The 23,127-nt window shown below is 66.1% G+C and carries 20 protein-coding genes and 2 rRNA genes (1 of these 22 running past the window's edge); 6 read left to right on the top strand and 16 right to left on the bottom strand.

Annotation, left to right across the window (positions count from 1 at the left end):
* Positions 1-31: 31 nt before the first annotated feature.
* From QE373_RS00265 to glyQ, 10 genes are all read right to left on the bottom strand, one after another.
* Complete coding sequence (locus QE373_RS00265) at positions 32-1,156, bottom strand: hypothetical protein (protein WP_309682177.1); 1,125 nt, start codon at positions 1,154-1,156, stop codon at positions 32-34.
* Positions 1,132-1,599, bottom strand: a complete 468-nt coding sequence (locus tag QE373_RS00260) for a hypothetical protein (RefSeq protein WP_309682174.1) — start codon at positions 1,597-1,599, stop codon at positions 1,132-1,134. Before QE373_RS00260 ends, QE373_RS00265 begins: the two co-directional genes overlap by 25 nt.
* Positions 1,583-2,875, bottom strand: coding sequence for a FliI/YscN family ATPase (locus QE373_RS00255; protein ID WP_309682170.1), 1,293 nt, complete (start codon positions 2,873-2,875; stop codon positions 1,583-1,585). The genes QE373_RS00260 and QE373_RS00255 overlap by 17 nt, the downstream gene beginning before the upstream one ends.
* Positions 2,872-3,255 (bottom strand): hypothetical protein, encoded by a 384-nt coding sequence (locus QE373_RS00250; protein ID WP_057507056.1) that lies wholly within the window; start codon positions 3,253-3,255, stop codon positions 2,872-2,874. Before QE373_RS00250 ends, QE373_RS00255 begins: the two co-directional genes overlap by 4 nt.
* Entirely contained in the window at positions 3,252-5,336 is a 2,085-nt protein-coding gene (locus QE373_RS00245; RefSeq protein WP_309682164.1) for an EscV/YscV/HrcV family type III secretion system export apparatus protein, read from the bottom strand. The genes QE373_RS00250 and QE373_RS00245 overlap by 4 nt, the downstream gene beginning before the upstream one ends.
* Positions 5,336-6,469 (bottom strand): type III secretion system gatekeeper subunit SctW, encoded by a 1,134-nt coding sequence (gene sctW, locus QE373_RS00240; RefSeq protein WP_309682160.1) that lies wholly within the window; start codon positions 6,467-6,469, stop codon positions 5,336-5,338. The genes QE373_RS00245 and sctW overlap by 1 nt, the downstream gene beginning before the upstream one ends.
* Positions 6,456-8,165 carry a type III secretion system outer membrane ring subunit SctC gene (gene sctC / locus QE373_RS00235; RefSeq protein ID WP_309682157.1) on the bottom strand — a complete coding sequence of 570 codons (1,710 nt, stop codon included), beginning with the start codon at positions 8,163-8,165 and terminating at the stop codon, positions 6,456-6,458. The genes sctW and sctC overlap by 14 nt, the downstream gene beginning before the upstream one ends.
* Before the next feature lie 5 nt (positions 8,166-8,170).
* A complete protein-coding gene (locus QE373_RS00230; protein WP_309682154.1) occupies positions 8,171-8,932 on the bottom strand; it encodes a helix-turn-helix domain-containing protein in 762 nt (253 codons plus the stop codon).
* Between the two features lie 110 nt (positions 8,933-9,042).
* A complete protein-coding gene (glyS, locus tag QE373_RS00225; protein WP_309682148.1) occupies positions 9,043-11,112 on the bottom strand; it encodes a glycine--tRNA ligase subunit beta in 2,070 nt (689 codons plus the stop codon).
* A gap of 69 nt (positions 11,113-11,181) precedes the next feature.
* On the bottom strand, positions 11,182-12,096 hold the full coding sequence (gene glyQ / locus QE373_RS00220; RefSeq protein ID WP_057507053.1) for a glycine--tRNA ligase subunit alpha: 915 nt from the start codon (positions 12,094-12,096) through the stop codon (positions 11,182-11,184).
* Between the two features lie 129 nt (positions 12,097-12,225).
* On the opposite strand from glyQ, the gene QE373_RS00215 reads away from it, so the two are divergent.
* The 3 genes from QE373_RS00215 to QE373_RS00205 are packed head-to-tail and all read left to right on the top strand — an operon-like array spanning position 12,226 to position 15,724.
* Positions 12,226-14,055, top strand: a complete 1,830-nt coding sequence (locus tag QE373_RS00215) for an ATPase, T2SS/T4P/T4SS family (RefSeq protein ID WP_309682144.1) — start codon at positions 12,226-12,228, stop codon at positions 14,053-14,055.
* The gene (locus QE373_RS00210) at positions 14,027-14,773 is read left to right on the top strand and encodes a glutamine amidotransferase (protein ID WP_309682141.1); all 747 of its coding nucleotides are present in this window, start codon (positions 14,027-14,029) and stop codon (positions 14,771-14,773) included. Before QE373_RS00215 ends, QE373_RS00210 begins: the two co-directional genes overlap by 29 nt.
* A gap of 51 nt (positions 14,774-14,824) precedes the next feature.
* Entirely contained in the window at positions 14,825-15,724 is a 900-nt protein-coding gene (locus QE373_RS00205; RefSeq protein WP_057507050.1) for a BPSS1780 family membrane protein, read from the top strand.
* Positions 15,725-15,785: 61 nt separating this feature from the next.
* On the opposite strand, the gene tatC is transcribed toward QE373_RS00205, so the two are convergent.
* The 4 genes from tatC to QE373_RS00185 form a co-directional block, all read right to left on the bottom strand.
* Positions 15,786-16,532, bottom strand: a complete 747-nt coding sequence (gene tatC, locus QE373_RS00200) for a twin-arginine translocase subunit TatC (protein ID WP_123700033.1) — start codon at positions 16,530-16,532, stop codon at positions 15,786-15,788.
* On the bottom strand, positions 16,529-17,014 hold the full coding sequence (gene tatB / locus QE373_RS00195; protein WP_309682134.1) for a Sec-independent protein translocase protein TatB: 486 nt from the start codon (positions 17,012-17,014) through the stop codon (positions 16,529-16,531). The genes tatC and tatB overlap by 4 nt, the downstream gene beginning before the upstream one ends.
* Positions 17,015-17,029: 15 nt before the next feature.
* On the bottom strand, positions 17,030-17,260 hold the full coding sequence (gene tatA, locus QE373_RS00190; RefSeq protein WP_309682131.1) for a Sec-independent protein translocase subunit TatA: 231 nt from the start codon (positions 17,258-17,260) through the stop codon (positions 17,030-17,032).
* A 79-nt stretch (positions 17,261-17,339) separates the two neighbouring features.
* Positions 17,340-18,236 (bottom strand): YSC84-related protein, encoded by an 897-nt coding sequence (locus QE373_RS00185; RefSeq protein WP_123700031.1) that lies wholly within the window; start codon positions 18,234-18,236, stop codon positions 17,340-17,342.
* A gap of 162 nt (positions 18,237-18,398) precedes the next feature.
* Here QE373_RS00185 and hemH point away from each other — a divergent pair, with 162 nt between their 5' ends.
* The 3 genes from hemH to QE373_RS00170 all read left to right on the top strand — a co-directional run bounded on the left by hemH (position 18,399) and on the right by QE373_RS00170 (position 21,126).
* On the top strand, positions 18,399-19,361 hold the full coding sequence (gene hemH / locus QE373_RS00180; protein ID WP_309682125.1) for a ferrochelatase: 963 nt from the start codon (positions 18,399-18,401) through the stop codon (positions 19,359-19,361).
* Positions 19,358-20,197 carry an alpha/beta hydrolase gene (locus tag QE373_RS00175; protein ID WP_309682122.1) on the top strand — a complete coding sequence of 280 codons (840 nt, stop codon included), beginning with the start codon at positions 19,358-19,360 and terminating at the stop codon, positions 20,195-20,197. The genes hemH and QE373_RS00175 overlap by 4 nt, the downstream gene beginning before the upstream one ends.
* Positions 20,198-20,298: 101 nt before the next feature.
* Positions 20,299-21,126 carry a hypothetical protein gene (locus tag QE373_RS00170; protein ID WP_309682120.1) on the top strand — a complete coding sequence of 276 codons (828 nt, stop codon included), beginning with the start codon at positions 20,299-20,301 and terminating at the stop codon, positions 21,124-21,126.
* A 52-nt stretch (positions 21,127-21,178) separates the two neighbouring features.
* Here QE373_RS00170 and rrf read toward each other — a convergent pair.
* Positions 21,179-21,293: ribosomal RNA gene (rrf, locus tag QE373_RS00165) — 5S ribosomal RNA — on the bottom strand.
* 168 nt (positions 21,294-21,461) lie between these two features.
* Positions 21,462-23,127, bottom strand: a 23S ribosomal RNA gene (locus tag QE373_RS00160); it runs 1,215 nt beyond the window's last position.

Here is a 23,127-nt window from a genome sequence, read left to right as displayed (position 1 = left end):
TCGATGCGGGCCAGCAGGGCAAGTGGCCGGCTCATTCTTCGTCTTCCGGTACATCAGGGGCCTGGCGGCGGCCCGAGGTGCCGTCGTCGGCGCTGTGTGCCATGGTGAGCTGCAGGCCGCCCGCTGCCAGCGGGTCACTGGCGGCCAGCGCGCTGCCGATGGCGCGTTGCGCGGACTCACTGGTGCTGCGCAGGGTCATCGGCTGCAGTAGGCCGGAGACCGCGACCGGCACCCAGCTGGCCGTGACCTGGTGGCCCGGTCCCCAACTGCTGAACGGAACGCTGACCGTGGCGATGCGCGGTGCAGGGACCGCTGCGGGCAGCTCGGCCCGCCCAAGGTCGGGTTTCGCCGTGGGCAAGCTGCCGTCCGGGCGGCGGGCCCCGTCCGCGTGGAGCGGGACGGGCGCGTGACCTGCAGCGTGCAGCGGCGGCGTCTGTTTTTCCGATGCAGCCTGCAGCGTTTGATGCTGCGGCGAAGTGGCGGGTTCTGCGACGCGGTCGTCGGAGAGGGTGCCGAGCGCGGTCGCCGGCAACGGCGTCGCGGCCGCAGGTCCGCGTGCGGGAAGATGGGGGTCCACCCGCGCGGCAAGCGGGTACCTGGCAACCGGTACGAAGGCCGGGGCCACGTCGGGCGACAGCGGTGCCGGTGTCGGTGTCGGTGTCGGGGTGCGCAACGGTGATCCCTGCGCGTGACCCGGGGCGTCGCCGCCGCCAGGCACACCGGTATCCGGCTGCAGCGCCGGGTGTGTCAGCCGCGCGGCCGACGGCAGACGGCGTTGCGCCTGCACCGCCGGCGTGTCCTTCGCGGCCGGCGGCTCTGCCGGCGCCCGCATCGGTAGCACGTACCGACCCGATACGGTACGGCCGGGGCCGCGCGTGTCGGCGGGCAGGAGCAGCGCATTGCCGAGGGGCATCGCCCGCGGCGCGACCACGACACTGCCGGCTACGAACAGATTACCGTCCGCAGCCGGGAGGTCGTCCGGCAGCTCATGTGCCGGGTCGGCGCCCTCCTCCGGCAGCGCCACGCTTTCGAGCGATTCTTCGGCCGGTGCGTCGGTGGACTGTTGCGCACGGCGCGACAACGGCACCACCGCGTCGACCGCGGTGGAATGATCGGGGGAACGCGCCGGGTTCAGCGCAGGGATCGGCGACGACATGTGAGCTCATCCAGTTGTTGGGTGTAAAGACGCAGCTCGCGACGCCGGCTGGCCTCGCGACGCTGGCGGTGGTGCCAGTGCTCGAGCTTCTTCTGCTTGCGGAACTGAAGCGCGGCACGCTGGCGTTGTTCGGCTTCTGCGGTCTCGCACTGCGCAGCGTCAGCGTCCAGGTCGCCGGCGGCGTGTCCGGCTTCCAGCGCATGTGCACGCGCTACCGCCAGGGCGCGCAGGCGATCAAACAGCAGGCTGCGGCTCAGGCCTGTTTCCGGTTGCAGCACCGCGCAGTCCAGGGTCCGCCTGGCCGACGCACGAAGTCCTTCCGCTTCTTCGCGCCGGGCGGCGGCGGCCTGCTGCTGTGCCTGCGCCGACAGCAACGACAACTGCCGTTGCGCCTGCTTCAACTTCACCAGATGCCGTCCACGCAGTTCAGCGGGCGAGTTCATGCAGTGCCTCCAACGTTCCCGGCAACGCGCTGCGTTCCTGCTGCCCCTGGCGCAGGAAGGCCATCAACGCCGCTTCGCTGGCTACCGCCTTGTCATAGACCGCGCTGACCCCCGGGGTGTACTCGCCCAGGTCGCGCATCAGCTGCAGGTCCTCCAGGGTACCCAGCAGGCCACGTACCCGGGCGGCGGCCTGCTGCTGGTCCGGCGCTGCCAGGCTGGCGAACAGCCGGCTTCCGCTGCGCAGCACGTCCAGGGCGGGCAGGTGCCCGCGACCGGCCAGGCGGCTGCTCAAGTAAAAGTGGCCATCCAGCAACGACTTCACCTCTTCGCCGATGGGGTCGGCATCCTGTTCGTCCTCCAGCAGCACGGTGTAGAAGGCGGTGATGCATCCGGTCTCGGTGCGCCCGCTGCGTTCCAGCAGCCGCGGCAGCGCTTCGAATACCGATGCCGGGAAGCCACGGCGGGCGGGGGGCTCGCCTGCGCCGAGCGCCAGTTCGCGCAGCGCGCGCGCGTAGCGGGTCACCGAGTCCATCACCAGCAGCACCCGCAGGCCCTGGTCGCGGAAGTGTTCGGCAATGGTGGTGGCGATCAGCGGTGCCTGGCTGCGCAGCGCGGGCGCGGTATCCGAGGTGGCCTGCACGATCACCGTCCGTGCGGCGCGCGGGGAATGTCGAAGCCGCTCCACCAGCGCGGCCACTTCCCGACCACGCTCGCCGACCAGCGCTACCACGCTGACATCGACGTCGGCGTTTTCCAGCAGCATCTCGGCCAGCGTGGTCTTGCCCGCGCCAGCGCCCGCGAAGATGCCCACCCGCTGCCCTTCGCCGCAGGTGAGCAGGCTGTCCACGGCACGGATGCCGGTACACAACGGCGCGTCGATCGGCCGCCGGCGCCGGTAGTCCACCCCGCGCGCATCGATGCGTCGCGTCACCGCCTGCGATGCAACGGCCGCCGACAACCGCTCGACCTCCGCGCCCTGGCCGTCCAGCACACTGCCCAGCAGCGCGTCGGAAGCGGTGATGGTCGGTCCGTTTCCGGTCGGGATCACCAGGCACTGCGATGACAGGCCCGCGCTGTCACGCAGCAGGCCGATCGACGCAATACCGTGCTCCATCGCCACGACGGTGCCCGAGCCAACAGGCGCATCGTCATGAGCCGCCTGCTGCAGCCGGCATACATCGCCTATCGCCACCTGCGGCAACGGCGCGCGCAGCATCGAGCCGATGATCGCGGCGGGATGCGCGGCAGGTCGCCAGAGAGAGCGCAGCAGGGTCATCGCAGCGCCTGCAGCCGCGCAAGACACTGGTGGAAATCCTGCAGCGCCTCGGCAAGCCGGGCTGGCTGCTGCACGTAGTCCGGGTGCAGCAGTCCGCCGACCCTGCCGTCTTCGCGCAGCACCATCGCACCGGCATCCCAATGCGCTACCGGACGCATGACTTCAGCGAGCAAGGGTTCGGCCAGCACGCCACTGGCACGCGCGCCGATTTCCTCGATCGCGCCCCACAGCCAGACCTGCTCACCTTCCCGTGGGTCGAGATAAATATCTCCCACGTCGTCGAAGGACATGACGATGGTGGAATGATCATCGAACTGATAATCGCCGGAATTCGCACCCAGCTGGTCGAGGGCCTCGCAGAGGGTTTCTTTGAGCGTCATAGGGATCTCACTACATCAAGGGATACGGCATCGGATATTTCCGAAAAGGAGAGCACCGCAAGACCTGGCAATCGGGTTTCGATGAAACGCTTGACGAAGCGGCGGACGTCCGGTGCCACCAGCAGCAGCGCCTCCGGTCGGCTTGCGAGCAGCGGCTCGAAGACGATCACGATGCGATCCAGCAGCTGTTCGGATTGAGCGGGGTCCAGGTTGAGGAACGCGGCCCCTTGGCTCTGGCGTATGCCGGACCGCACCAGCTGCTCGGTGTCCGGCGCCAGCAGCACGGCCGCGATACGATCGTTGCGGGCGTGCTGGGCAGAGATGTAGCGCGCCAGCCCACCACGCACGTGTTCCACCAGCAGGATCACGTCCTTTTCGCGCTGGCCCCACTGCGCCAGCGTTTCAAGGATGATCTTCATGTTGCGGATGGAAACCCCTTCACGCTGCAGGCGCTGCAGCACTTCCGATACGCGTTGTACCGGGATGTGCCGATGGACTTCCTTCAGCAGCTCCGGGAAGCGTTTTTCGGTATCGTCGAGCAGGTGCTTGGTTTCCTGGATGCCGAACAGCTCGCCGATGTTGCGCATCAGCGCTTCGTGCACCAGCTGCCGCAGCTCCTGCTGGTCGCTGCGGGTGCCCATGCCCATCGCATGCAGCTGATCCTGCATGGCGGCGGGCATCCAGTACCGTGATGGCCCGCCATTGACGCCGGGCAGCTTGAGGGCGCCGTCCAGCATGGCCAGCTCGTCGCTGTCAGCGAGCACGCGCACGTGGTCCAGCACGATGTCCGCGTTGGCGGCGTTGATCTCATTGATCATCACCACCACGCGATGCTGGTCGTCGTCATGTTCACGCGTCAGCATGTAAGGCAGCTGCATGCCCATGCGCAGGTGCAGATCTTCACGCAGCTGCCGCTCCAGCCCTGCGTTGCGCCACTTCGCGTAGTGGGCCGGGGGCAGCAGCAACAGCAACGGGACCGTCTCGTTGACCTGCTTGCTTTCATTGCCCAGCTGCCCGGCAGGACCCGGCGGCAGCGGCTTGCCATCATGGGCGATCGCGCGTCCGGCGCTGTCGGTAGCCTGCTGTGATGGCGCATCGTCCGCACGCACGCGCCAGGCCGCCAGCGCGAACAGCGCGGCCGCCAGGGCAAGGAAGATCGGCAGCGGGAAGCCCGGCAGCAGGCCCAGCAGCAGCAGCAGGATGCCGGTGATGAACAGCACTTTCTGGCTGCTGAAGAGTTCCTTGATGATGCTGGAACCCAGGTTGCCTTCTTCGCCGCCTACCCGGGTCACCACGAAGCCTGCGCTGATGCAGATCAGCAGCGCGGGAATCTGCGCCACCAGGCCATCGCCGATGGTGAGCAGGGTAAAGACCCGCATGGCCTCCTGGAAGGACATGCCATGCTGCAGCATGCCCACCGCGATGCCACCAAACAGGTTGACGAAGACAATCACGATGCCGGCGATGGCATCGCCCTTGACGAACTTCATCGCACCGTCATACGAGCCGTACAACTGGCTTTCCTTCTCCACCTCGCGTCGCCGCAGCTTGGCACCGGCGGCGTCGATGGATTCGGCGCGCAGGTCTGCATCGATGCCCATCTGCTTGCCCGGCATGCCGTCCAGCGAGAAGCGTGCCACCACTTCGCCGATGCGTTCGGAACCCTTGGTGATGACGATGAACTGCACGATGGTGACGATCGCGAAGATCACGAACCCGACCACCAGGTTGTCCGCCACGACGAACTCGCCGAACGCCGACACGATATGCCCCGCATCGGCATCCACCAGGATCAACCGGCTGGTGCTCACCGACAACGCAAGCCGCATCAGCGTGGTGAACAGCAGCACCGAAGGGAACGTGGAGAAGTTGAGGATCCGTTCGACGTAGAACGAGCTGAGGAAGATCACGATGGCGATCAGCAGGTTGACGCCGATCAACAGATCCACCAGGAAGGTAGGCAGCGGCACGATCAGCATGCCGATGATCACTGCCATCAGCACCACCAGCGCCAGCTCCGGACGCAGCAGGGTCCGCGCCACCTGGCCGAGGTTGTGTGCGGGCCGGGGCATCGTGGCCATCAGACCGCCGTCCAGTGGCGTGCGCCGGCCTGCTGGCGCTCCACGTCCAAGGCTGCCGAAAGCAGGGCTTCCAGCTCCTGCTGTGCCTCCACCTGCTGTTCAACGGTCTGCCACAGGCCATGGGGCACCGCTTTCAGGAACCGCCGCAGGTTCTGTGCGAAGCGCACTTTGTCGGCCGCATCCAGTGCATAGGTGACCTGCTGGAAGACTGAATCAAACAGGCTCCGCAGGCCGCCGCCTTGCCGTACCAGCGCGAACAGGGCCGACAGCAGGGCCGGCTGGGTGACGCCGATGCGCGGCATCATCACTGCGTCCCAGCAGCAGGCCAGCAGCAGGTGGTCGGCCGAACGGATCGTGGTGAGTTGCCGCACGCGCTGCAGCAGCTGGCCGAACTCGATGCGGCTGCAGGACGGGTCCAGCGCATACATGTCGGCGGCCATGGCATGTTCGATGAAATCGACGACCCGGCTGCGCCGCTCGAAACCATACAGGGCGATCCATTCCTCGTAACTTTCCAGCGGTTCGCCAACATCCAGGAACTCCCGGTAGGACTGCCGCAGCTGGGCTGGACTGGCGGCCAGCCGGTTGGCGTGCAGCCGCGCCTTCAGCGCGACGTTGAGCCCCGCCCGCACCGCCATGCCCTGTGCAGGGCCGCCGTCCATCAGCTCCTGTTCCAGCGCGTCCAGGACCTCGGCAAGTTCTTCCAGTTCGGCACCGGAGCGCAGCGTGCGCAGCACGGCCACCGCATCGCTGGGATCGGGGAACAGCGCACTCAACAGGCCACGCAGGGTGGCCAGGTCGACCGAAGGCAGCTGGTCGAGCTGCAGCCGCAGCGCCGCCAGCTTTTCCGGTCCCTTCGGGTCCAGTACGTGCTCGTGCCAGGCCTGGGTGACAGGGCTGCCTTCGTCCGCACCACGTGCACGGTTACGCCGCATGCTCGACACCAGCCCAGCGAGGTCATCACTCATCGCCAGCGCCTGATGCAGCACGCTCGGCTGATGCAGCCCGGTGCGGCGCATGGCCGCCGTGGACGAGGCGGGCTCGTCTTCCGTGAGCGCGATGCTGGTGGCCGGCGGTGCGGTCCGCTGTGGCGGTAGCGCGGGACGGGCGTGGCTTGGCTCAATGCTTGCCATCGAGCGCCTCCCGGATGCTGTCGCTGACGCGCTGGTACTGTGCCGGCAGCGGCAGCTCCAGGTCGTCGATTGTGTCGAAGCCATCCCGCGGCGACAGCTCTGCCCCGGTGCGTACCCGCGGTTGGATCAGGAACACGCGGACCGTTTCCTTGTGCCGGCCACTGCGGTGGCGAAACGCGTTGCCCAGCAGCGGGATCCTGGCCAGGCCGGGAATGGTGGCGCGGTCGCGTCCTTCTTCGTGTCGGGTGTAGCCGCCCACCAGCAGGCTGAGGCGGTGCGGCACGCGCGCCACGGTATCGATGGTGGTGCGGTTGATCACCGGCAGCCCCTCCACCTCCGCGCCGCTGGTGGTACCGTCTTCGATCTTCAGCTGCATCTCCACTTCTTCGTCCACGGAGACGCGTGGCAGCACGCTGATCATGGTCCCGTAGGTCACTGCCTCCAGCGAGGTGGCACGCTCGGCCTGCAGGCGCGCGTAGAACGTGCTGTTGCTGTCGAAGTGGGCAAGCACGTTTTCCTGGGTCAGCAGCACCGGCCGCGATACCACGCTGGCGTGGCCCTGTTCGGCCAGCGCCGAGATCGAGGCCAGGAAGCGCTCGCCATCCAGGGTGGAGGTCGGCGCGTTCAATCCGATCGCCAGGCGGCCGCTGATGCCGACCTGCCCACTCCATTTGACCCCGAGGCTGTCCAGCTGCTCCTTGTGGACATCGATGATCCACAGTGACAGTTCAACCTGCTTGCGCGGCAGGTCGAGTTCGGCCACCAGCTGCTTCACCTTCTGGATACCCGCCAGCGTGCCGCGCACGATCAGGCTGTTGGTCTCCGGATAGGACACCACGATGGTCGGTGTCTGGGCCTCCGCGGACGCAGCACGGGCCGCGCTGCGCACGTCCTGGCGTTCCACCGCGGTGCCCTGGCGCGCGGCTGCGGCGGTTTCCGAGGCGGGATCTTCGGCGACGGTGTCGGACGCCGGCCGGCGCACGACGATGTCGGTCACGCCGGAGTCCGCCAGCACCCGGGCCAGGATGTCGGCCATGCCGGGCAGAGTGCTGTCCTGCCCACGCATGCCATAGCGCCGTCCCTGCGCGAAACTGTTGCGCAGGGCGATCACTTCCACGTGTTCGGCGCGTGCGTCGGCGTGGCGGTAAAGCTCGTCCAGGTAGCGGGCGGCATCCAGCACGATGCCCACGTAGACCGGCGAACCCGACACGTAGAACGTGCCATCACTGCCGGCACCCCGCAGGGCATGGCGCGCGTCGGCCAGCCGGGTGCGGCGCAGGAAGTCTTCCAGCACCGCGAGCGACGCATGCTGCATGTGCCCGATCGCGCTGCGTGTCTCGCTGGCGTCGTGCACGTACAGCGTCTGCCCGTCGCTGTACCAGATCAGGCCGACATCCCGCGCGACCTGGTCCAGCACCGCGCGCGGATCGCGCAGTGGGAAGCTGCCCTGTACGCGCTTCTTCTGCGCCTTGGTGCTGACGATGACCGGCTGGCCCATCTGTGCGGCAACCGACTGCAGCAGCAGCGACACCCCATCGCCGCGCGACACGAAGGCCGCCTCCGCAGAGACCTCACTGCGGTGACGGATCGCGGTGTTTTCAAGCGGTACGTCATCATTGCTGGCCGACTGGGCGAGCGTCGGCAGGGGTAAAGAGCCGGCGAGCAGCAGTGCGAGCAGGCAGAGAAAAGAGCGCATGGATTTCACAGGGAGTGGACTGATTGATAGATGGAACTGGGCGACCTGCCCAACAGCGATTTGATCTCGCTGCAGAAGTGCGACGGCGACGAGAATCCAAAATCCGACGACAGGCGGGTGAAGGTGTGTCCGGTGTCGGCGTAGCGATGCAGTACACGGCCAGCGCGCAGCAACCTGAGCTGTTCTTTCAGCGAGCGGCCAAAGGCGCGCCGGCCGATACGCCGGAACTGCGCGACGGAAAGGCCGTAGCGATCAGCGAGTTGCTGCACCCCGTGATCGGGGTTTTCCAGTACGAAGCGCACCAGCTGGTAGACCTCGCGCCGCGCCCAGCGTGCGGCGATGGCCTGGAACGCCGGCGTGTCGCCCAGCAGTTCGCCCAGCAGCCAGTGCTGCGGCGCGTGTGGAGCGTCCAGCGCGCCGCGCACCGGCAGCAGGGCGGCACTGCGACGGTCGCCTTCAAGCGTGCGCTGCAGGCCCTTGGCATGGTCGTGGAAGGCAAGCAGGCGCGTGGCGCTGTCCGGCAACGGCAGCACCTGCAGGTTGCGGCCCTGCAGCATCAGCGGACGTTCGCCGGTGGCCAGCAGCAGGCTGCCGCCGGTTTCGATCACCATGCGATGGTGACCATCGGCCGAACCGCGCAGTGCACCGAGTTCGACGTCCGCGGCCTCGCATCCAGCGACCAGCAGCACGGATTCAGCGCGTGGCACCACGTACGAAACGGTGGACGCCTGCGCCTGCGAAAGTGGGGAGAGGCTGGAGTACGACATGACGCACATGGTGTTGCGTCATGCCGCAGACGGCTATGAGCCGAATTGCGATTTTAGCTGGGGGCTGCATGGCGGCCCCCACGTTGGCCCGGATCCGGTTTGTTCCCGGGTTACAGCTGGGCCAGCGATGCCACCGCATCGAAGCGGTCGGCCAGCCGCTTCAGCAGCGCGAGGCGATTGCCGCGCACGGCCAGGTCGTCGGCATTGACCATCACCTGGTCGAAGAACGCGTCCACCTGCGGGCGCAGGCGTGCCAGCCGTTCCAGCACGCTGACGTAGTCCTTCTGCTGCAGGCTGGCACCGGTATCGTCGATGGCCGCGGCGACCGCTTCGGCCAGCGCGCGTTCGGCGTCTTCCTGCAGCAGGGCCGGATCGATCTGCCCGGGGATCTCGATGTCGGCCTTGCGCAGGATGTTGCCGATGCGCTTGTTCGCTGCCGCCAGTGCCGGCGCCTCCGGCAAGGCTGCAAACGTGCCGATTGCGTCAATACGTCGGTCGAAGTCATACAGCGATGCGGGCTTCAGTTCGGCCACCGCGTTGAACTGCGACGCCGGCACGCCCTTGTCGGCGTAATAGCCACGCAGGCGTTCGATGATGAAGTCGTACAGTTCGGCCACCTCGGCCTGCACGCTGCGCGGCGCAAGCGCCGTGTTGGCCTGCGCCAGCAGCGCGCGCAGGTCCAGCTCGAAGCCGCTTTCGATTATCGTGCGGGCCAGGCCCAGCGCATTGCGGCGCAGGGCGAAGGGGTCCTTGTTGCCGGTCGGCTTCAGGCCTGCGGCGAAACCACCGGCCAAGGTATCCAGGCGCTCGGCGATCGCCAGCACCTTGCCCAGCGGCGACAGCGCGATGTCGTCACCGCCGAAACGCGGCTGATAGGACTCATCGATGGCCAGCGCGACGTCCGGCGACTCGCCACCGCTCACCGCGTAATGGCGACCGGCGATCCCCTGCAGTTCGGGGAACTCATTGACCATGCGGGACTGCAGGTCGTTCTTGGCCAGCTGCGCGGCACGCCGGGCCAGCACGGGGTCGGCACCGACCTGCGGGGCGATGGCATCGGCCAGCGCAACCACGCGCGCGACCTTGTCGGCCACGCTGCCCAGCTTGGCCTGGTAGGTCACCGTCTTCAGGCCATCGCCCATCGACTCCAGCCCCTGCTTGAGGTCTTCGTCGAAGAAGAATTTGGCATCGGCGAAGCGCGGACGGATCACCCGCTCGTAGCCCTTGGCGACCTCGGCCACGTCCTTGGATTCGATGTTGGCGATGCCGATGAATTTCTCGGTCAGCTTGCCGGCGTCATCCAGCACCGGGAAGAATTTCTGGTTGATCTCCATCGTCTCGATCAACGCTTCCTGCGGCACCGCCAGGAACGCGCGTTCGAAGCTGCACAGCACTGCCGACGGCCACTCCACCAGGTTGACCACCTGGCCAAGATTGTCCTCGGTGATGCGCGCACTGCCACCGGCGGTGGCGGCAGCGGCTTCCACTTCTGCGACGATACGCTGGCGACGCTCGGCCGGGTCGACCAGCACGAAGGCCGAGCGCAGCGACTCGACGTAATCCAGCGGCTGGGTCAGCCACACGGTCTTGTCGTGGTGGAAACGATGGCCGCGGCTCATGCGGTCGGCCTTCAGGCCGAACAGTTCGGCATCGACGATGTCCGGGCCGTGCAGCAGCACCAGCCAGTGCACCGGGCGCGCGAAGCCCCAGCTGTGGTCGCCCCAGCGCATCGGCTTGGGGATCGGCATCGCCGCGATCGCCTCGCGCAGCACGTCCGGCAGCAGGTCGGCGGTGCGCGCACCCGGCTTCACCGCACGGTGCACGAAGCGCTCGCCCTTGGCGTCGCTGGTCTTTTCCAGCGCGCTCCAGTCGATCCCGGCCTTGGCCGCGAAGCCCTGCAGCGCCTTGGTCGGCTGGCCGTCGGCATCCAGTGCGATGTTCAGGTACGGGCCCAGCACTTCGCTGTGCTGTTCGGGTTGTTCGGTGCCCACGCCCGGCAGCAGCACGGCAAGCCGCCGCGGCGTGGACAGCGGACGCGCATCGCCCAGGTCGACCTCGACGCCGCGCTTGCGCAGGCCGTCGACGATGCCGTCGAAGAAGGCCTGGGACAGGCCCGGCAGGGCCTTGACCGGCAACTCTTCGGTGCCCAGTTCGATCAGCAGGGGAGACAGGTGGCTCATCGGTTCAATCCAGTTGGGGGCGCAGCGCGCGACGCGGCCGGCGCCCGGGTGTTCGGGAAGGTGCGGAACTCAGGCCTGCGTTCTGGCGCCGGGGAAACCCAGCTTCTCGCGCTGTTCGTAATACGCCTGGGCCACGCCCTGGGCCAGCGCGCGCACGCGCAGGATGTAACGCTGGCGCTCGGTCACGCTGATCGCACGGCGCGCATCGAGCAGGTTGAAGGCATGGCTGGCCTTGGTCACCTGCTCATACGCCGGCAGCGGCAGGCCGAGTTCGACCAGCTTCTTCGCTTCGCGTTCGCAGGCATCGAACCGGTGGAACATTTCTTCCACGTCGGCGTGTTCGAAGTTGTAGGTGCTCTGCTCCACTTCGTTCTGGTGGTAGACATCGCCGTAGGTCACCGGCGTGCCGTCCGGACCATAGGTCCACACCAGGTCGTAGACGTTGTCGCAGTTCTGCAGGTACATGCACAGGCGTTCGAGACCGTAGGTGATCTCGCCCAGCACCGGGCGGCACTCCAGGCCACCGGCCTGCTGGAAGTAGGTGAACTGGGTCACTTCCATGCCGTTGAGCCAGACTTCCCAGCCCAGGCCCCAGGCGCCCAGGGTCGGCGATTCCCAGTTGTCTTCGACGAACCGCAGGTCATGCACCAGCGGATCGATGCCCAGCGCCTTCAGCGAATCCAGGTACAGCTGCTGGATGTTGTCCGGCGCCGGCTTCATCGCCACCTGGTACTGGTAATAGCGCTGCAGGCGGTTCGGGTTGTCGCCGTAGCGGCCATCGGTGGGACGCCGGGAAGGCTGCACGTAGGCGGCATTCCAGGTCTCCGGGCCGATCGCGCGCAGGAAGGTCGCCGGGTGGAACGTGCCGGCGCCCACTTCCAGGTCGAGCGGCTGGATCAGCACGCAGCCCTGCTGCGCCCAGAACTGGTTCAGGGTCTGGATCAGGCCCTGGAAGGTGATCGGAACGGTCGGGGTCGCGGACATGCGGTCGTTTCTTGGCCGGGCAGAGGGGTGCGCTAGTATAACGAGCGACCACCGCCGGGCGCTGGGCGCGATCCGGCCGGCGCGGCGGCGGCCTTCAACGCACCATGTGGCAACCAAGGACACAGGACGATGGAGCAGCACCCGATGGCGTCGTCCCCGTATCCGGCAGCGGTGTTGCCGCCCGGCCGGCTGCTGTTCGAACAGGTCGCCACCGCCCTGGTGGCCGATGGCCTGGTCGCCGACAGCGACCTGGAACGCGTGCGCTTTTCCGCACAGGGCGCGAAGAACGCCAGCGAAGTGCATCCGCTGGTGTTGCTGGCCAACCTGAAACTGGCCGCCAGCGGCGGCGGCGAACTGGGGCTGGAGCGGCTCACCGACTGGCTGGCCAAGCGCACCGGCACCCGCTACCTGCGCATCGACCCGACCCGGGTGGACGTGGCCAGCGTGACCGCGCTGGTGTCCCACGCCTACGCGCGCCGGCATCGCTTCCTGCCGCTGGCGGTAGACAGCGAACGCGTGCTGGTGGCCACCAGCGAACCGCTGGCGCAGGAGTGGCGGCGCGACCTGCAGCACCTCACCCGGCGTCCCATCGAACTGGCCCTGGTCAACCCGCTGGACCTGCACCGCTACACCATGGAGTTCTACGGGGTCACCCGTTCGGTGCGTGGTGCGCGCGGCGATGCCCGTTCGGAAACCAGCAGCACCCTGCCCAGCTTCGAGCAATTGGTGGAACTGGGCCGTGCCGGCGACGTCAATGCCGACGACCAGCACATCGTGCACATCGTCGACTGGCTGCTGCAGTACGCCTACGAACAGCGCGCCTCGGACATCCACCTGGAGCCACGGCGCGACATGGGCCGCATGCGTTTCCGCATCGATGGCGTGCTGCACAAGGTGTTCGAAGTGCCGCCGGCGGTGATGACCGCCGTGGTCAGCCGGATCAAGGTGCTCGGCCGGATGGACCTGGGCGAACGGCGACGCCCGCAGGACGGCCGCATCAAGACCCGCTCGCCGGGGGGCCGCGAAGTGGAAATGCGCATTTCCACCATGCCCACCGCGTTCGGCGAAAAATGCGTGATGCGCATCTTCGATCCCGATGCAGCTTTCAAGAGCATCGACCAGCTGGGTTTCAGCGCGCAGGAGGCGGCCGGCTGGAACACGCTGGTCGAACAGCCGCACGGCATCGTGCTGGTCACCGGTCCCACCGGCTCGGGCAAGACCACCACGCTGTATTCCACCCTGAAACGGCTGGCCACCCCGGACGTGAACGTGTGCACGGTGGAAGACCCGATCGAAATGATTGCCCCGGAATTCAACCAGATGCAGGTGCAGACCAACATCGACCTGGATTTCGCCAGCGGTGTGCGCACCCTGCTGCGGCAGGACCCGGACATCATCATGATCGGTGAGATCCGCGACCTGGAAACCGCGCAGATGGCGGTGCAGGCCTCGCTCACCGGCCATCTGGTGCTGTCCACCCTGCACACCAATGATGCGCCTTCGGCGATCACCCGCCTGCTCGACCTGGGCGTGCCGCACTACCTGCTGGCCTCCACCCTCAACGGCATCCTGGCCCAGCGGCTGGTGCGCACCCTGTGCACGCACTGCAAGGTGCCGCACGTGCTGGAAGCGGCCGACTGGGCGGTATTGGCTGATGGCCAGATGGCATATCCAGATGCCGCCACGGCGTACCGCCCGGTCGGTTGCCTGGAGTGCCGGCGCACCGGATTCATGGGGCGGATCGGGCTGTATGAGCTGCTGCCATTGGGCTCGCGGCTGCGCGGGCGGATCCGCGCCGACATGGACCTGGGGGCATTCTCGCGTGAAGCACGCGGTGCAGGACTGCGCACCCTGCGCCAGGCAGGGCTTGAAAAGGTGGCCCTTGGGCTGACTACAATCGAGGAAGTCCTGTCAGTCGTGCCCGCTGCCGATGAACCGCCTGCCCTTCCTGATCGTTGAAACCGGCCGACCGCTCGCCTCGCTGCGGCGCTACGGCCGTTTTCCGCATTGGATCCGGGTAGCGGCGGGGCTGGAAGTACAGGAAACCGTGGTGGTCGACGCCGAACACGGTGACACGCTGCCCGATGTCCGCGGTTATGCCGGCGTGCTGGTCACCGGCTCGGCCGCCTATGTAACCGACCGTGCCGACTGGAGCGAACGCAGCGCGGCTTGGCTGCGCGAGGCGGTGCACGGCGGCAGTCCGGTATTCGGCATCTGCTACGGCCACCAGCTGCTGGCGCACGCGCTGGGCGGGCAGGTGGACTACAACCCGGCCGGCCGTGAATCGGGCACGATCGAACTGTCACTGGATCCGGCTGCCGACCAGGACCCATTGTTCAGCGGCCTGCCCTCGCGTTTCCCGGCCCATGCCACGCACATGCAGACGGTGCTGCGCGCACCGGAAGGTGCCTCGGTGCTGGCCCGTTCCACGCTGGATGGCTGCCACGCTTTCCGCTGGGGTGACCGCGCCTGGGGGGTGCAGTTCCATCCGGAATTCGCCACCCACCACATGCGCGGCTACGTGCGCGCCCGTGCCCAGTGCATCCGCCAGCACGGCGGCTGCGCGCGCAGCATCGAACGCGCCATCACTGCTGCCCCGCTGGCCCGCCAGCTGCTGCGCCGTTTCGTGCGCCAGGCCCGCCACGCTTCAGGTCACGGCGTCGTAAAACAGGGATAATCACCGGATGCGGGGCATGCGCCCTGCCCCTCCCCTGTTCTTCGGATTCGTATGAGCGAGATGCGCAAGCTACCGGCTTCGGCTGGTGCGGAATGGCTGGTGTCCGGCTTCACCCTGCTGCGCAAGGCGCCGCTGGGCCTGGGCATCCTCGGCATGATCTGGGCGTTGGCGGCACTGCTGGTGACGGCGCTGGCGACGATGGTGCCGGTGCTGGCGCTGCCGGCGCAGCTGGTGATGGCGCTGGCCGGCCCGCTGATCTTCGGTGGGCTGGTATGGGCGGTGCGCGAGGTCGACCACGGTCGTCCGGCACAGCCGGCGCACCTGCTGCAGGGCCTGCACGACGGCCGCGCGCCGCACCTGCTGGTATCGCTGCTGCCGCAGCTGGTGGCCGGCCTGGTACTGGGCATCCTGCTGCTGCTGCTGATCGGCAGCTCCGGCCTGGGCCAGCTCAGCGAGGTGATGACCAAGCTCAACGAACTGAGCCAGTCCGGCGCCCAGCCGAGCCCGGCGGAGATGGAAGCGCTGGCCGCCAGCCTGCCCGCCGGCCGCATCCTGCTGTGGCTGCTGTGCGTGCTGGTGGTGTTCATCGCGGTGGCGCTGGCGCTGTTCACGCTGTCGCCGCAGGTGATGTTCGAACAGCGCAACGGGCTGCAGGCACTGCGCCTGAGCCTGCGCGCCTGCGTGCACAACCTGCTGCCGATGCTGGTGTTCTTCCTGCTCGCCTTCGTGGCGGTGTTTGCCGTCTACTTCCTGGTGATGATCGTGGCGATGGTGGCCCAGCTGGTCGGCGGGGCGATGCTGGCCCTGTTCGCCGCGCAGCTGCTGCTGATGGGCGTGATCATGCCGGTGTTCGCCGGCGCGGTGTACAGCGCCTGGAAGCAGATGTTCGGCGAAGTGGGCGCGCCGCCGGCATTGCCGGACAGCGGACCGTCGAACGTGTTCCACGCCTGATCGGAGACGGGGGCCGCGCGCCCTCCGCTGCGCTCGCCGGGCATGGCCCGGCGCTACCGGGTCAGGGTTCGGTCTGGCGGGCGCTGGAGGGCACCAGCCACTTCGAAGCGTGGATGCCGAGCTCGTAGAGCAGGCACATCGGGATGGCCAGCATCAGCTGCGACACCACGTCCGGGGGCGTCAACACCGCGGCCAGCACGAAGATGCCGACCACCGCATAACCGCGACCTTCCTTGAACTGTTGCGGCGTGACCCAGCCGAGCAGCGTCAGGATGACCATCGCCACCGGCAGTTCGAAGCTGCCACCGAAGGCGAAGAAGATCGCCAGCACGAAGTCGAGATAGGCGTTCGCATCCGGCGTGATCGCGATCACGTCCGGTCGGAACGTGGTCAGGAAGTGGAAGACCGCCGGCAGTACCAGGAAATAGGCGAACGCGCAGCCGATGTAGAACAGCAGCACCGACGAGCCAAGAATCGGCACGGCCAGTCGTTTTTCACGCGCGTAGAGGCCGGGCGCGACAAAGGCCCACAGCTGGTACAACAACCACGGCATCGCCACGAACAGGGCGACGAAGAAGGTCAGCTTCAGCGGTGCGAAGAAGGCGCCGGCCGGATTGATCGCGATCATCGACTGCCCATTGGGCAGCTGCGAGATCAGCGGCTCGGCGACGACGGTGTACAGGGTGCGCGAAAAGGGCAGCAGGCCCAACAGGACCACACCCAGGCCCAGCAGCGCGCGTACCAGGCGTGCGCGCAGTTCGACCAGATGCTCCACCAGCGAACTTTCACCGAACTCGTGCTCGCTCATGGGGTGTTCTCCTTCGCATTGGCGGGCGCAGGCGCATCGGCCGGCAGCTCAGCCGTTGCAGGTGCCGCACTGGAGCCGGGCGGCACGGTCGATGCGGACGACGGAGGATCCGACGCAACGGGTTCAGAGGCAGGCCGGACATCACCGACCGAGGCGGTAGCGCGGGGCGTGCCGCGCACTTCATCGGCGATCCCACGGCCCTGGTCGTCAACCTCCTGCATCTGCCGGCGCGCCGCTTCGCCGCTGGCGCGCAGCTCGCTTTCGGTGTCCTGCATGGACTGGCGCACGTCCTGCATCTGCCGCTTGATGTCCTCGGCCTGCAGTTCGCGCTCCAGTTCCTGCTTCACCGAATCCCACTGGTTGCGCGCACGGCGCACCCATAGGCCGGCAAAGCGCGCCGCTTTCGGCAGCCGTTCCGGGCCAAGCACCACCAATGCCACGATCGCAATGACCAGCAGCTCACTGAAGCCGATATCAAACACCGCTACCCCTCCGGATCAACGCGGGTCGCGGTCGCGCTCGTCCTGCACCGTGCTGCTGCGCGAGGCATCGTGACGCGATTCGTCACCGAGCTGTGCACCCGGCTTGTCTTCGTCACGCATGCCTTTCTTGAATTCCTTCACGGCCGAGCCGAGGTCCTTGGCGCCGCTGGTCAACCGCTTGGTGCCGAACACCAGCAGGACCACGGCCAGCACGATCAACCAGTGCCAGATGCTGAAACTGCCCATAAAGACGCTCGCAAATATATTCAGGGATCAGGACCTCGAGCATAGCGCACCGGCAGGGGGCCGGCGCGCATGCTGGAAGTCAGTTGCCGTCCAGTGACTCGGTACGGATTTCACCTTCGGTGACCGGCTGGAAGCCCTGTTGCGGCGGGGGCGTGGCAGGTCCGTTCTGCAGTGGCGTGGTGGTCGCTTCGGCGGCCGGCGGCGGAGCCACCTGCGGCGCCGGGGCGGCCGGAGCGGCCGCTGCCGCACGCGGGGCGGGCGCGGCACCTGCGGAACCGCGATTGTTGCGGGCGGCGTAGGTCGCCTCTTCCAGGCGATCGCGGAAGGCGACCACGTCCATCGACGGGGCACCTGCGGCACGCCCTTCGAAAATCATCCGCGGCGTGGTGCCACTGCCATAGGCATCCAGGTTGGCCGCGTCATCGATCTGCAGCACCGCGCCGTCCAGCGCCACGCCGGCGAACAGCCCGCGCGCGCGCGACCACGACCAGATTTCCGCCTTCAACTGGCCATCCGTTGCGGCGGCCGCATTGCGCCCGACCGGGCCGGCCGCCACGCCGGCATCCGCGCCGAGGGTGAACTTGCCATTGACCAGGTTGTCCAAGCTGCGTTCGTTGCGGAACACCAGCACCACGTCGGAGGACTGCACGCCGGCCTGGAAGCCGATGCTGCCACCGGTTAGCTTCATGAATACCGGATTGGACCAGCTGCCGTCGGGCATCTTCACCGACATCAGACCGTGGCCGCGACGCCCGCCGATGACCAGACCGGCCTTGATGGTGTCGGGGATGACGACGACCGCATGGCCCTCATCGAGCAGCTTGTCCGGGATGCCCTGTTCGGGAATGCCCTGGATCTCAGCCAGCACGCGGACCGCATTGCGCGCACGCTGGTCTTCCAAGGGGCCGGCGAGCGCAGCCTGGCTGCTCAACATCAGGCCAGCGGTGATCAGCAGGGTAAGGCGAAGGCGACGCATGACGGACTCCGTATCTGTTCACGAAGAAGATATAGCAAGTAGCTGAAAGTAGGGCCGTTCAGATGAATCAGCTATGAGTGTTTTAGAGGTCCATTCACTCTTTCGATAACTCACATTGATCGAACTCATCCCCCCTCCGGACTCCATCGGCGACAATGACCCATGCTCGACGCACCCGAATCCGCCGTGCTGGCGGTAAACCTAGGCACGCCCGAAGCCCCGACTGCCCCCGCAGTGCGGCGCTATCTTGCTGAATTTCTTTCAGATCCGCGCGTCGTCGCAATCCCGGCGCTGTTCTGGAAGCCCTTGCTGTACGGCATCATCCTGCCGCTGCGCAGCGGACGTTCGGCGGAAAAATACGCGCAGGTGTGGCTGACGGGCGGCTCCCCGCTGATGGTGCACACACGCAACCTGGCCGAGGCGATGCAGCGCGTGATGCCCGGGCGTCGGGTCCGCCATGCGATGCGTTACGGCGCTCCCGCGCTGGGCAGCGAGCTGGATGCGGCCAAGGCCGCCGGTATCCGCCGGATCGTGGTGCTGCCGCTGTATCCGCAGTATTCAACCACCACGACCGCATCGGTGCAGGATCTGGTGGAGCGCTGGCGGCAGAAGAATGCCGACGTGCAGGTCACGCTGATCCGCGATTATCCGGTGGACCCGGCCTGGGTCGAGGCGGTTGCCGGGTCGATCCGCCGGTGGTGGGAGCAGAACGGCCGGGGCGAGATCCTGTTTTTCTCGTTCCATGGCATCCCACAGCGTGTCGCTGATGCCGGTGATCCCTATCCCCAGCAGTGCGAGGCAAGTGCTGCGGCGATCGCAGCGGCGCTGGGCTTGTCAGCCAGTGAATGGCAGATGGGCTATCAGTCGCGGTTCGGCCGTGAGAAGTGGCTGCAGCCCTACGCCGAACCCAGCCTGTGGGCGCTGGCCGAGCGCGGCGTGAAGCAGATCGACGTGGTCTGCCCCGGGTTTGCCACCGATTGCCTGGAAACACTGGAAGAGGTCGCATTGGGCTTCACCCATACCCTGGCTGAGCGCGGCGCGCAGATGCGCTATATCCCCTGTCTGAACGATGATGCCGCGCACGCGGCCGCATTGGCGCAGCTGGCGGAGGACGCATTGAAGTGAGCCTGCAGCCGTTTTCGCTGCAGCTCGCTGGGCAGGTCGCGAGTGGTCTGCGGCGACCGGGCCCAGGGCCCCGGGTGTTGGCCCTGCATGGCTGGCTGGACAACGCCGCCAGCTTCGTCCCGCTGCTGGACCACCTGCCTGGGCTGGACATGGTCATGCTGGACCTGCCCGGGCATGGCTTCAGCTCCCACCTGCCCTGCGGTGCCAGCTACACCACGCCGGCGGCGATCTGCCATGTGCTGGATGTGGCCGATGCGCTGGGCTGGGAGCGCTTCACGCTGCTGGGCCACTCGATGGGCGCCGGCATAGCCAGCCTGACCGCCTCGGTGTCCGAGCGGGTCGAGCGCCTGGTCGCCATCGAGGCACTGGGCGGCCTGCGCGGACCCGAATCGGAATCGGCACAGCGGCTACGCGAGCACGTCGATGCCAGCCGCAGGACCGCCGTTCGACCGCTGCGGGTGTTCCCTACGCTGGCGGCCCCGATCCGCGCCCGGATGATGGCCAACCAGTTGAGCGAAGCCAACGCACGGCTGCTGGTGGAGCGCGGCGTGCAGGAAGTGCCGGGCGGCTACCGCTGGCGCACCGATCAACGGCTGATGCTGCCGACCGCGATCCGGCTGACCGAGGGCCAGATCGACAACCTGCTGCAGGCAATTGCTTGTCCTGTGCAGGTGATCTATGCCACGCCGGCCCAGTCCTACTATCCCGAGCCCCTGCGCAGCGATCGCCTCGCGCATCTGCGCCACGGCCAGCTGGCTGTGTTGCCCGGTACCCATCATGTGCACATGGAACGACCGGCCGACATAGCCGGAATCATCCTGCGATTCCTGGGCTGAGCGGTTTTTGAAGCGCGTGCGTGCGGTGCAGGTGATCTGATGGGGAGACCGATGACCTGCATCATCTCCCAGGATCCAGCATGCCCCAGCCCCCTCCCGCCGTGACCGCCGCCCTGTCCGTGCTGAGCATCCAGCGCGTGGCACCCGCCGTGCCTGCCGCGTCGACGACGCAGCCCATGCACCAGGCACTTTCCCTACGCGCTCTTGGCAACCGCCCGCATCCGCAGACGTGGGAGCCAAGTAACGGTGCTGCCCGGACCACGCCCCAGCAGGCCTCGCAATGTCGTTCGGGCTACGTGCGCGTCGTGCCTTCCGAGCTGGTATGGACGCAGAGGGAATGCGTCGGTGCGACCCCGACGCGTATTGCGGTGGATGCCACCAGCAGCCCGACGCTGACGGCGCAGGAACACGCGGCCCTTGAAGCCTGTTCCTGGCAACTCCGCGATGGCTGGCGGATGTTCCAGAATGACCTGGTGGCGCATGCTTTGTCGGATATTGATGCATCCTGGCCGCCGGCGGCGCGTCGGGTGTTTGAGCTGTCGGCACGCCAGTTGCTGCTGGACAAGGCGCCGTCGGAGCTGCTGGTGCAACCGGTATTCGCGGCGTATCTGGGCAGGCCGGGCTGCCTGCGGCGACTGCTGCCAGCGGCGATCAAGTGGCTGGAAGCCCATACCGCCGTGCTGGAACGGTGGGATATCGAACGTACCGGTGCCAGCGACGTTTCCACAGGCAAACACGCTTACCTGGCCGAAATGGCAACGCTGCTCGGTGGTCGCTATGACCAGGTACTGGGCAATACCACGCTGCTGAAGATGTTCAACGCGCTGCATGAAGAAGGACCCGCGCTGCGCGAACTCGTAGCCATGTACCCCGCCTCGGGTCCACACTGGGAAGCGTGGATCCATGGGCTGTCGCAGAGAGCGCCATAATGCGCACAAAGAAAAACCCCGCTGCGCAAGCAACGGGGTTTTTGGGTATAAACCCTGGCGATGACCTACTCTCGCATGGCTTGAGCCACACTACCATCGGCGCAGCTGCGTTTCACTTCCGAGTTCGGGATGGGATCGGGTGGTTCCACAGCGCTAATTTCACCAGGGAGGCTTTTGGAGTGTCGCCGCAGGACGTGCCTTTGCAGGGAGCTGGCATGGATATGCCGGCTTTACAAAGAGACGCGCCTGGGCGCCTGCCTCTCGTTTGGTCTTGTGACGTAGCGTGCACTTGGATCTATCGACATGTCATGTCGGCCAAGGCAACTTGAGGTTATATGGTCAAGCCGCACGGATCATTAGTATCAGTTAGCTCAATACATTGCTGTACTTACACACCTGACCTATCAACCACATAGTCTATATGGTTCCTTCAGGGGGCTTGTGCCCCGGGAGATCTCATCTTGAGGCGCGCTTCCCGCTTAGATGCTTTCAGCGGTTATCGCTTCCGAACATAGCTACCCGGCAATGCCACTGGCGTGACAACCGGAACACCAGAGGTTCGTCCACTCCGGTCCTCTCGTACTAGGAGCAGCCCCTCTCAAATCTCCAACGCCCATGGCAGATAGGGACCGAACTGTCTCACGACGTTCTGAACCCAGCTCGCGTACCACTTTAAATGGCGAACAGCCATACCCTTGGGACCGACTACAGCCCCAGGATGTGATGAGCCGACATCGAGGTGCCAAACACCGCCGTCGATATGAACTCTTGGGCGGTATCAGCCTGTTATCCCCGGAGTACCTTTTATCCGTTGAGCGATGGCCCTTCCATACAGAACCACCGGATCACTAAGTCCTAGTTTCCTACCTGCTTGATCCGTCGATCTTGCAGTCAAGCACGCTTATGCCTTTGCACACAGTGCGCGATGTCCGACCGCGCTGAGCGTACCTTCGAGCTCCTCCGTTACTCTTTAGGAGGAGACCGCCCCAGTCAAACTACCCACCATACACGGTCCCCGATCCGGATTACGGACCTAGGTTAGAACGTCAAGCACGACAGGGTGGTATTTCAAGGTTGGCTCCGCCACAGCTAGCGCCATGGTTTCATAGCCTCCCACCTATCCTACACAGACGAACTCAACGTTCAGTGTAAAGCTATAGTAAAGGTTCACGGGGTCTTTCCGTCTTGCCACGGGAACGCTGCATCTTCACAGCGATTTCAATTTCACTGAGTCTCGGGTGGAGACAGCGCCGCTGTCGTTACGCCATTCGTGCAGGTCGGAACTTACCCGACAAGGAATTTCGCTACCTTAGGACCGTTATAGTTACGGCCGCCGTTTACTGGGGCTTCGATCAAGAGCTTCGCCTTGCGGCTGACCCCATCAATTAACCTTCCAGCACCGGGCAGGCGTCACACCCTATACGTCCACTTTCGTGTTTGCAGAGTGCTGTGTTTTTGATAAACAGTCGCAGCGGCCTGGTTACTGCGACCCTCTTCAGCTATAGCTCGCATGAGCCACCAAAAAGGGTGCACCTTCTCCCGAAGTTACGGTGCCATGTTGCCTAGTTCCTTCACCCGAGTTCTCTCAAGCGCCTGAGAATTCTCATCCTACCCACCTGTGTCGGTTTACGGTACGGTCTGCGTAAGCTGAAGCTTAGGAGCTTTTCCTGGAAGCGTGGTATCAGCGACTTCGTCTTAAAGACTCGTCTCGGTGCTCGGTCTTGAAGGATCCCGGATTTGCCAAAGATCCAAACCTACCGCCTTTCCCCAGGACAACCAACGCCTGGTACGCCTAACCTTCTCCGTCCCTCCATCGCACTTACGCGAGGTGCAGGAATATTAACCTGCTTCCCATCGACTACGACTTTCGTCCTCGCCTTAGGGGCCGACTCACCCTGCGCCGATTAACGTTGCGCAAGGAAACCTTGGGCTTTCGGCGTGCGGGTTTTTCACCCGCATTATCGTTACTCATGTCAGCATTCGCACTTCCGATACCTCCAG

The organism is Stenotrophomonas sp. SORGH_AS_0321, assembly GCF_031453215.1.
GTDB lineage: Bacteria > Pseudomonadota > Gammaproteobacteria > Xanthomonadales > Xanthomonadaceae > Stenotrophomonas > Stenotrophomonas chelatiphaga.
This window is presented reverse-complemented; position numbering and strand designations above follow the sequence as displayed.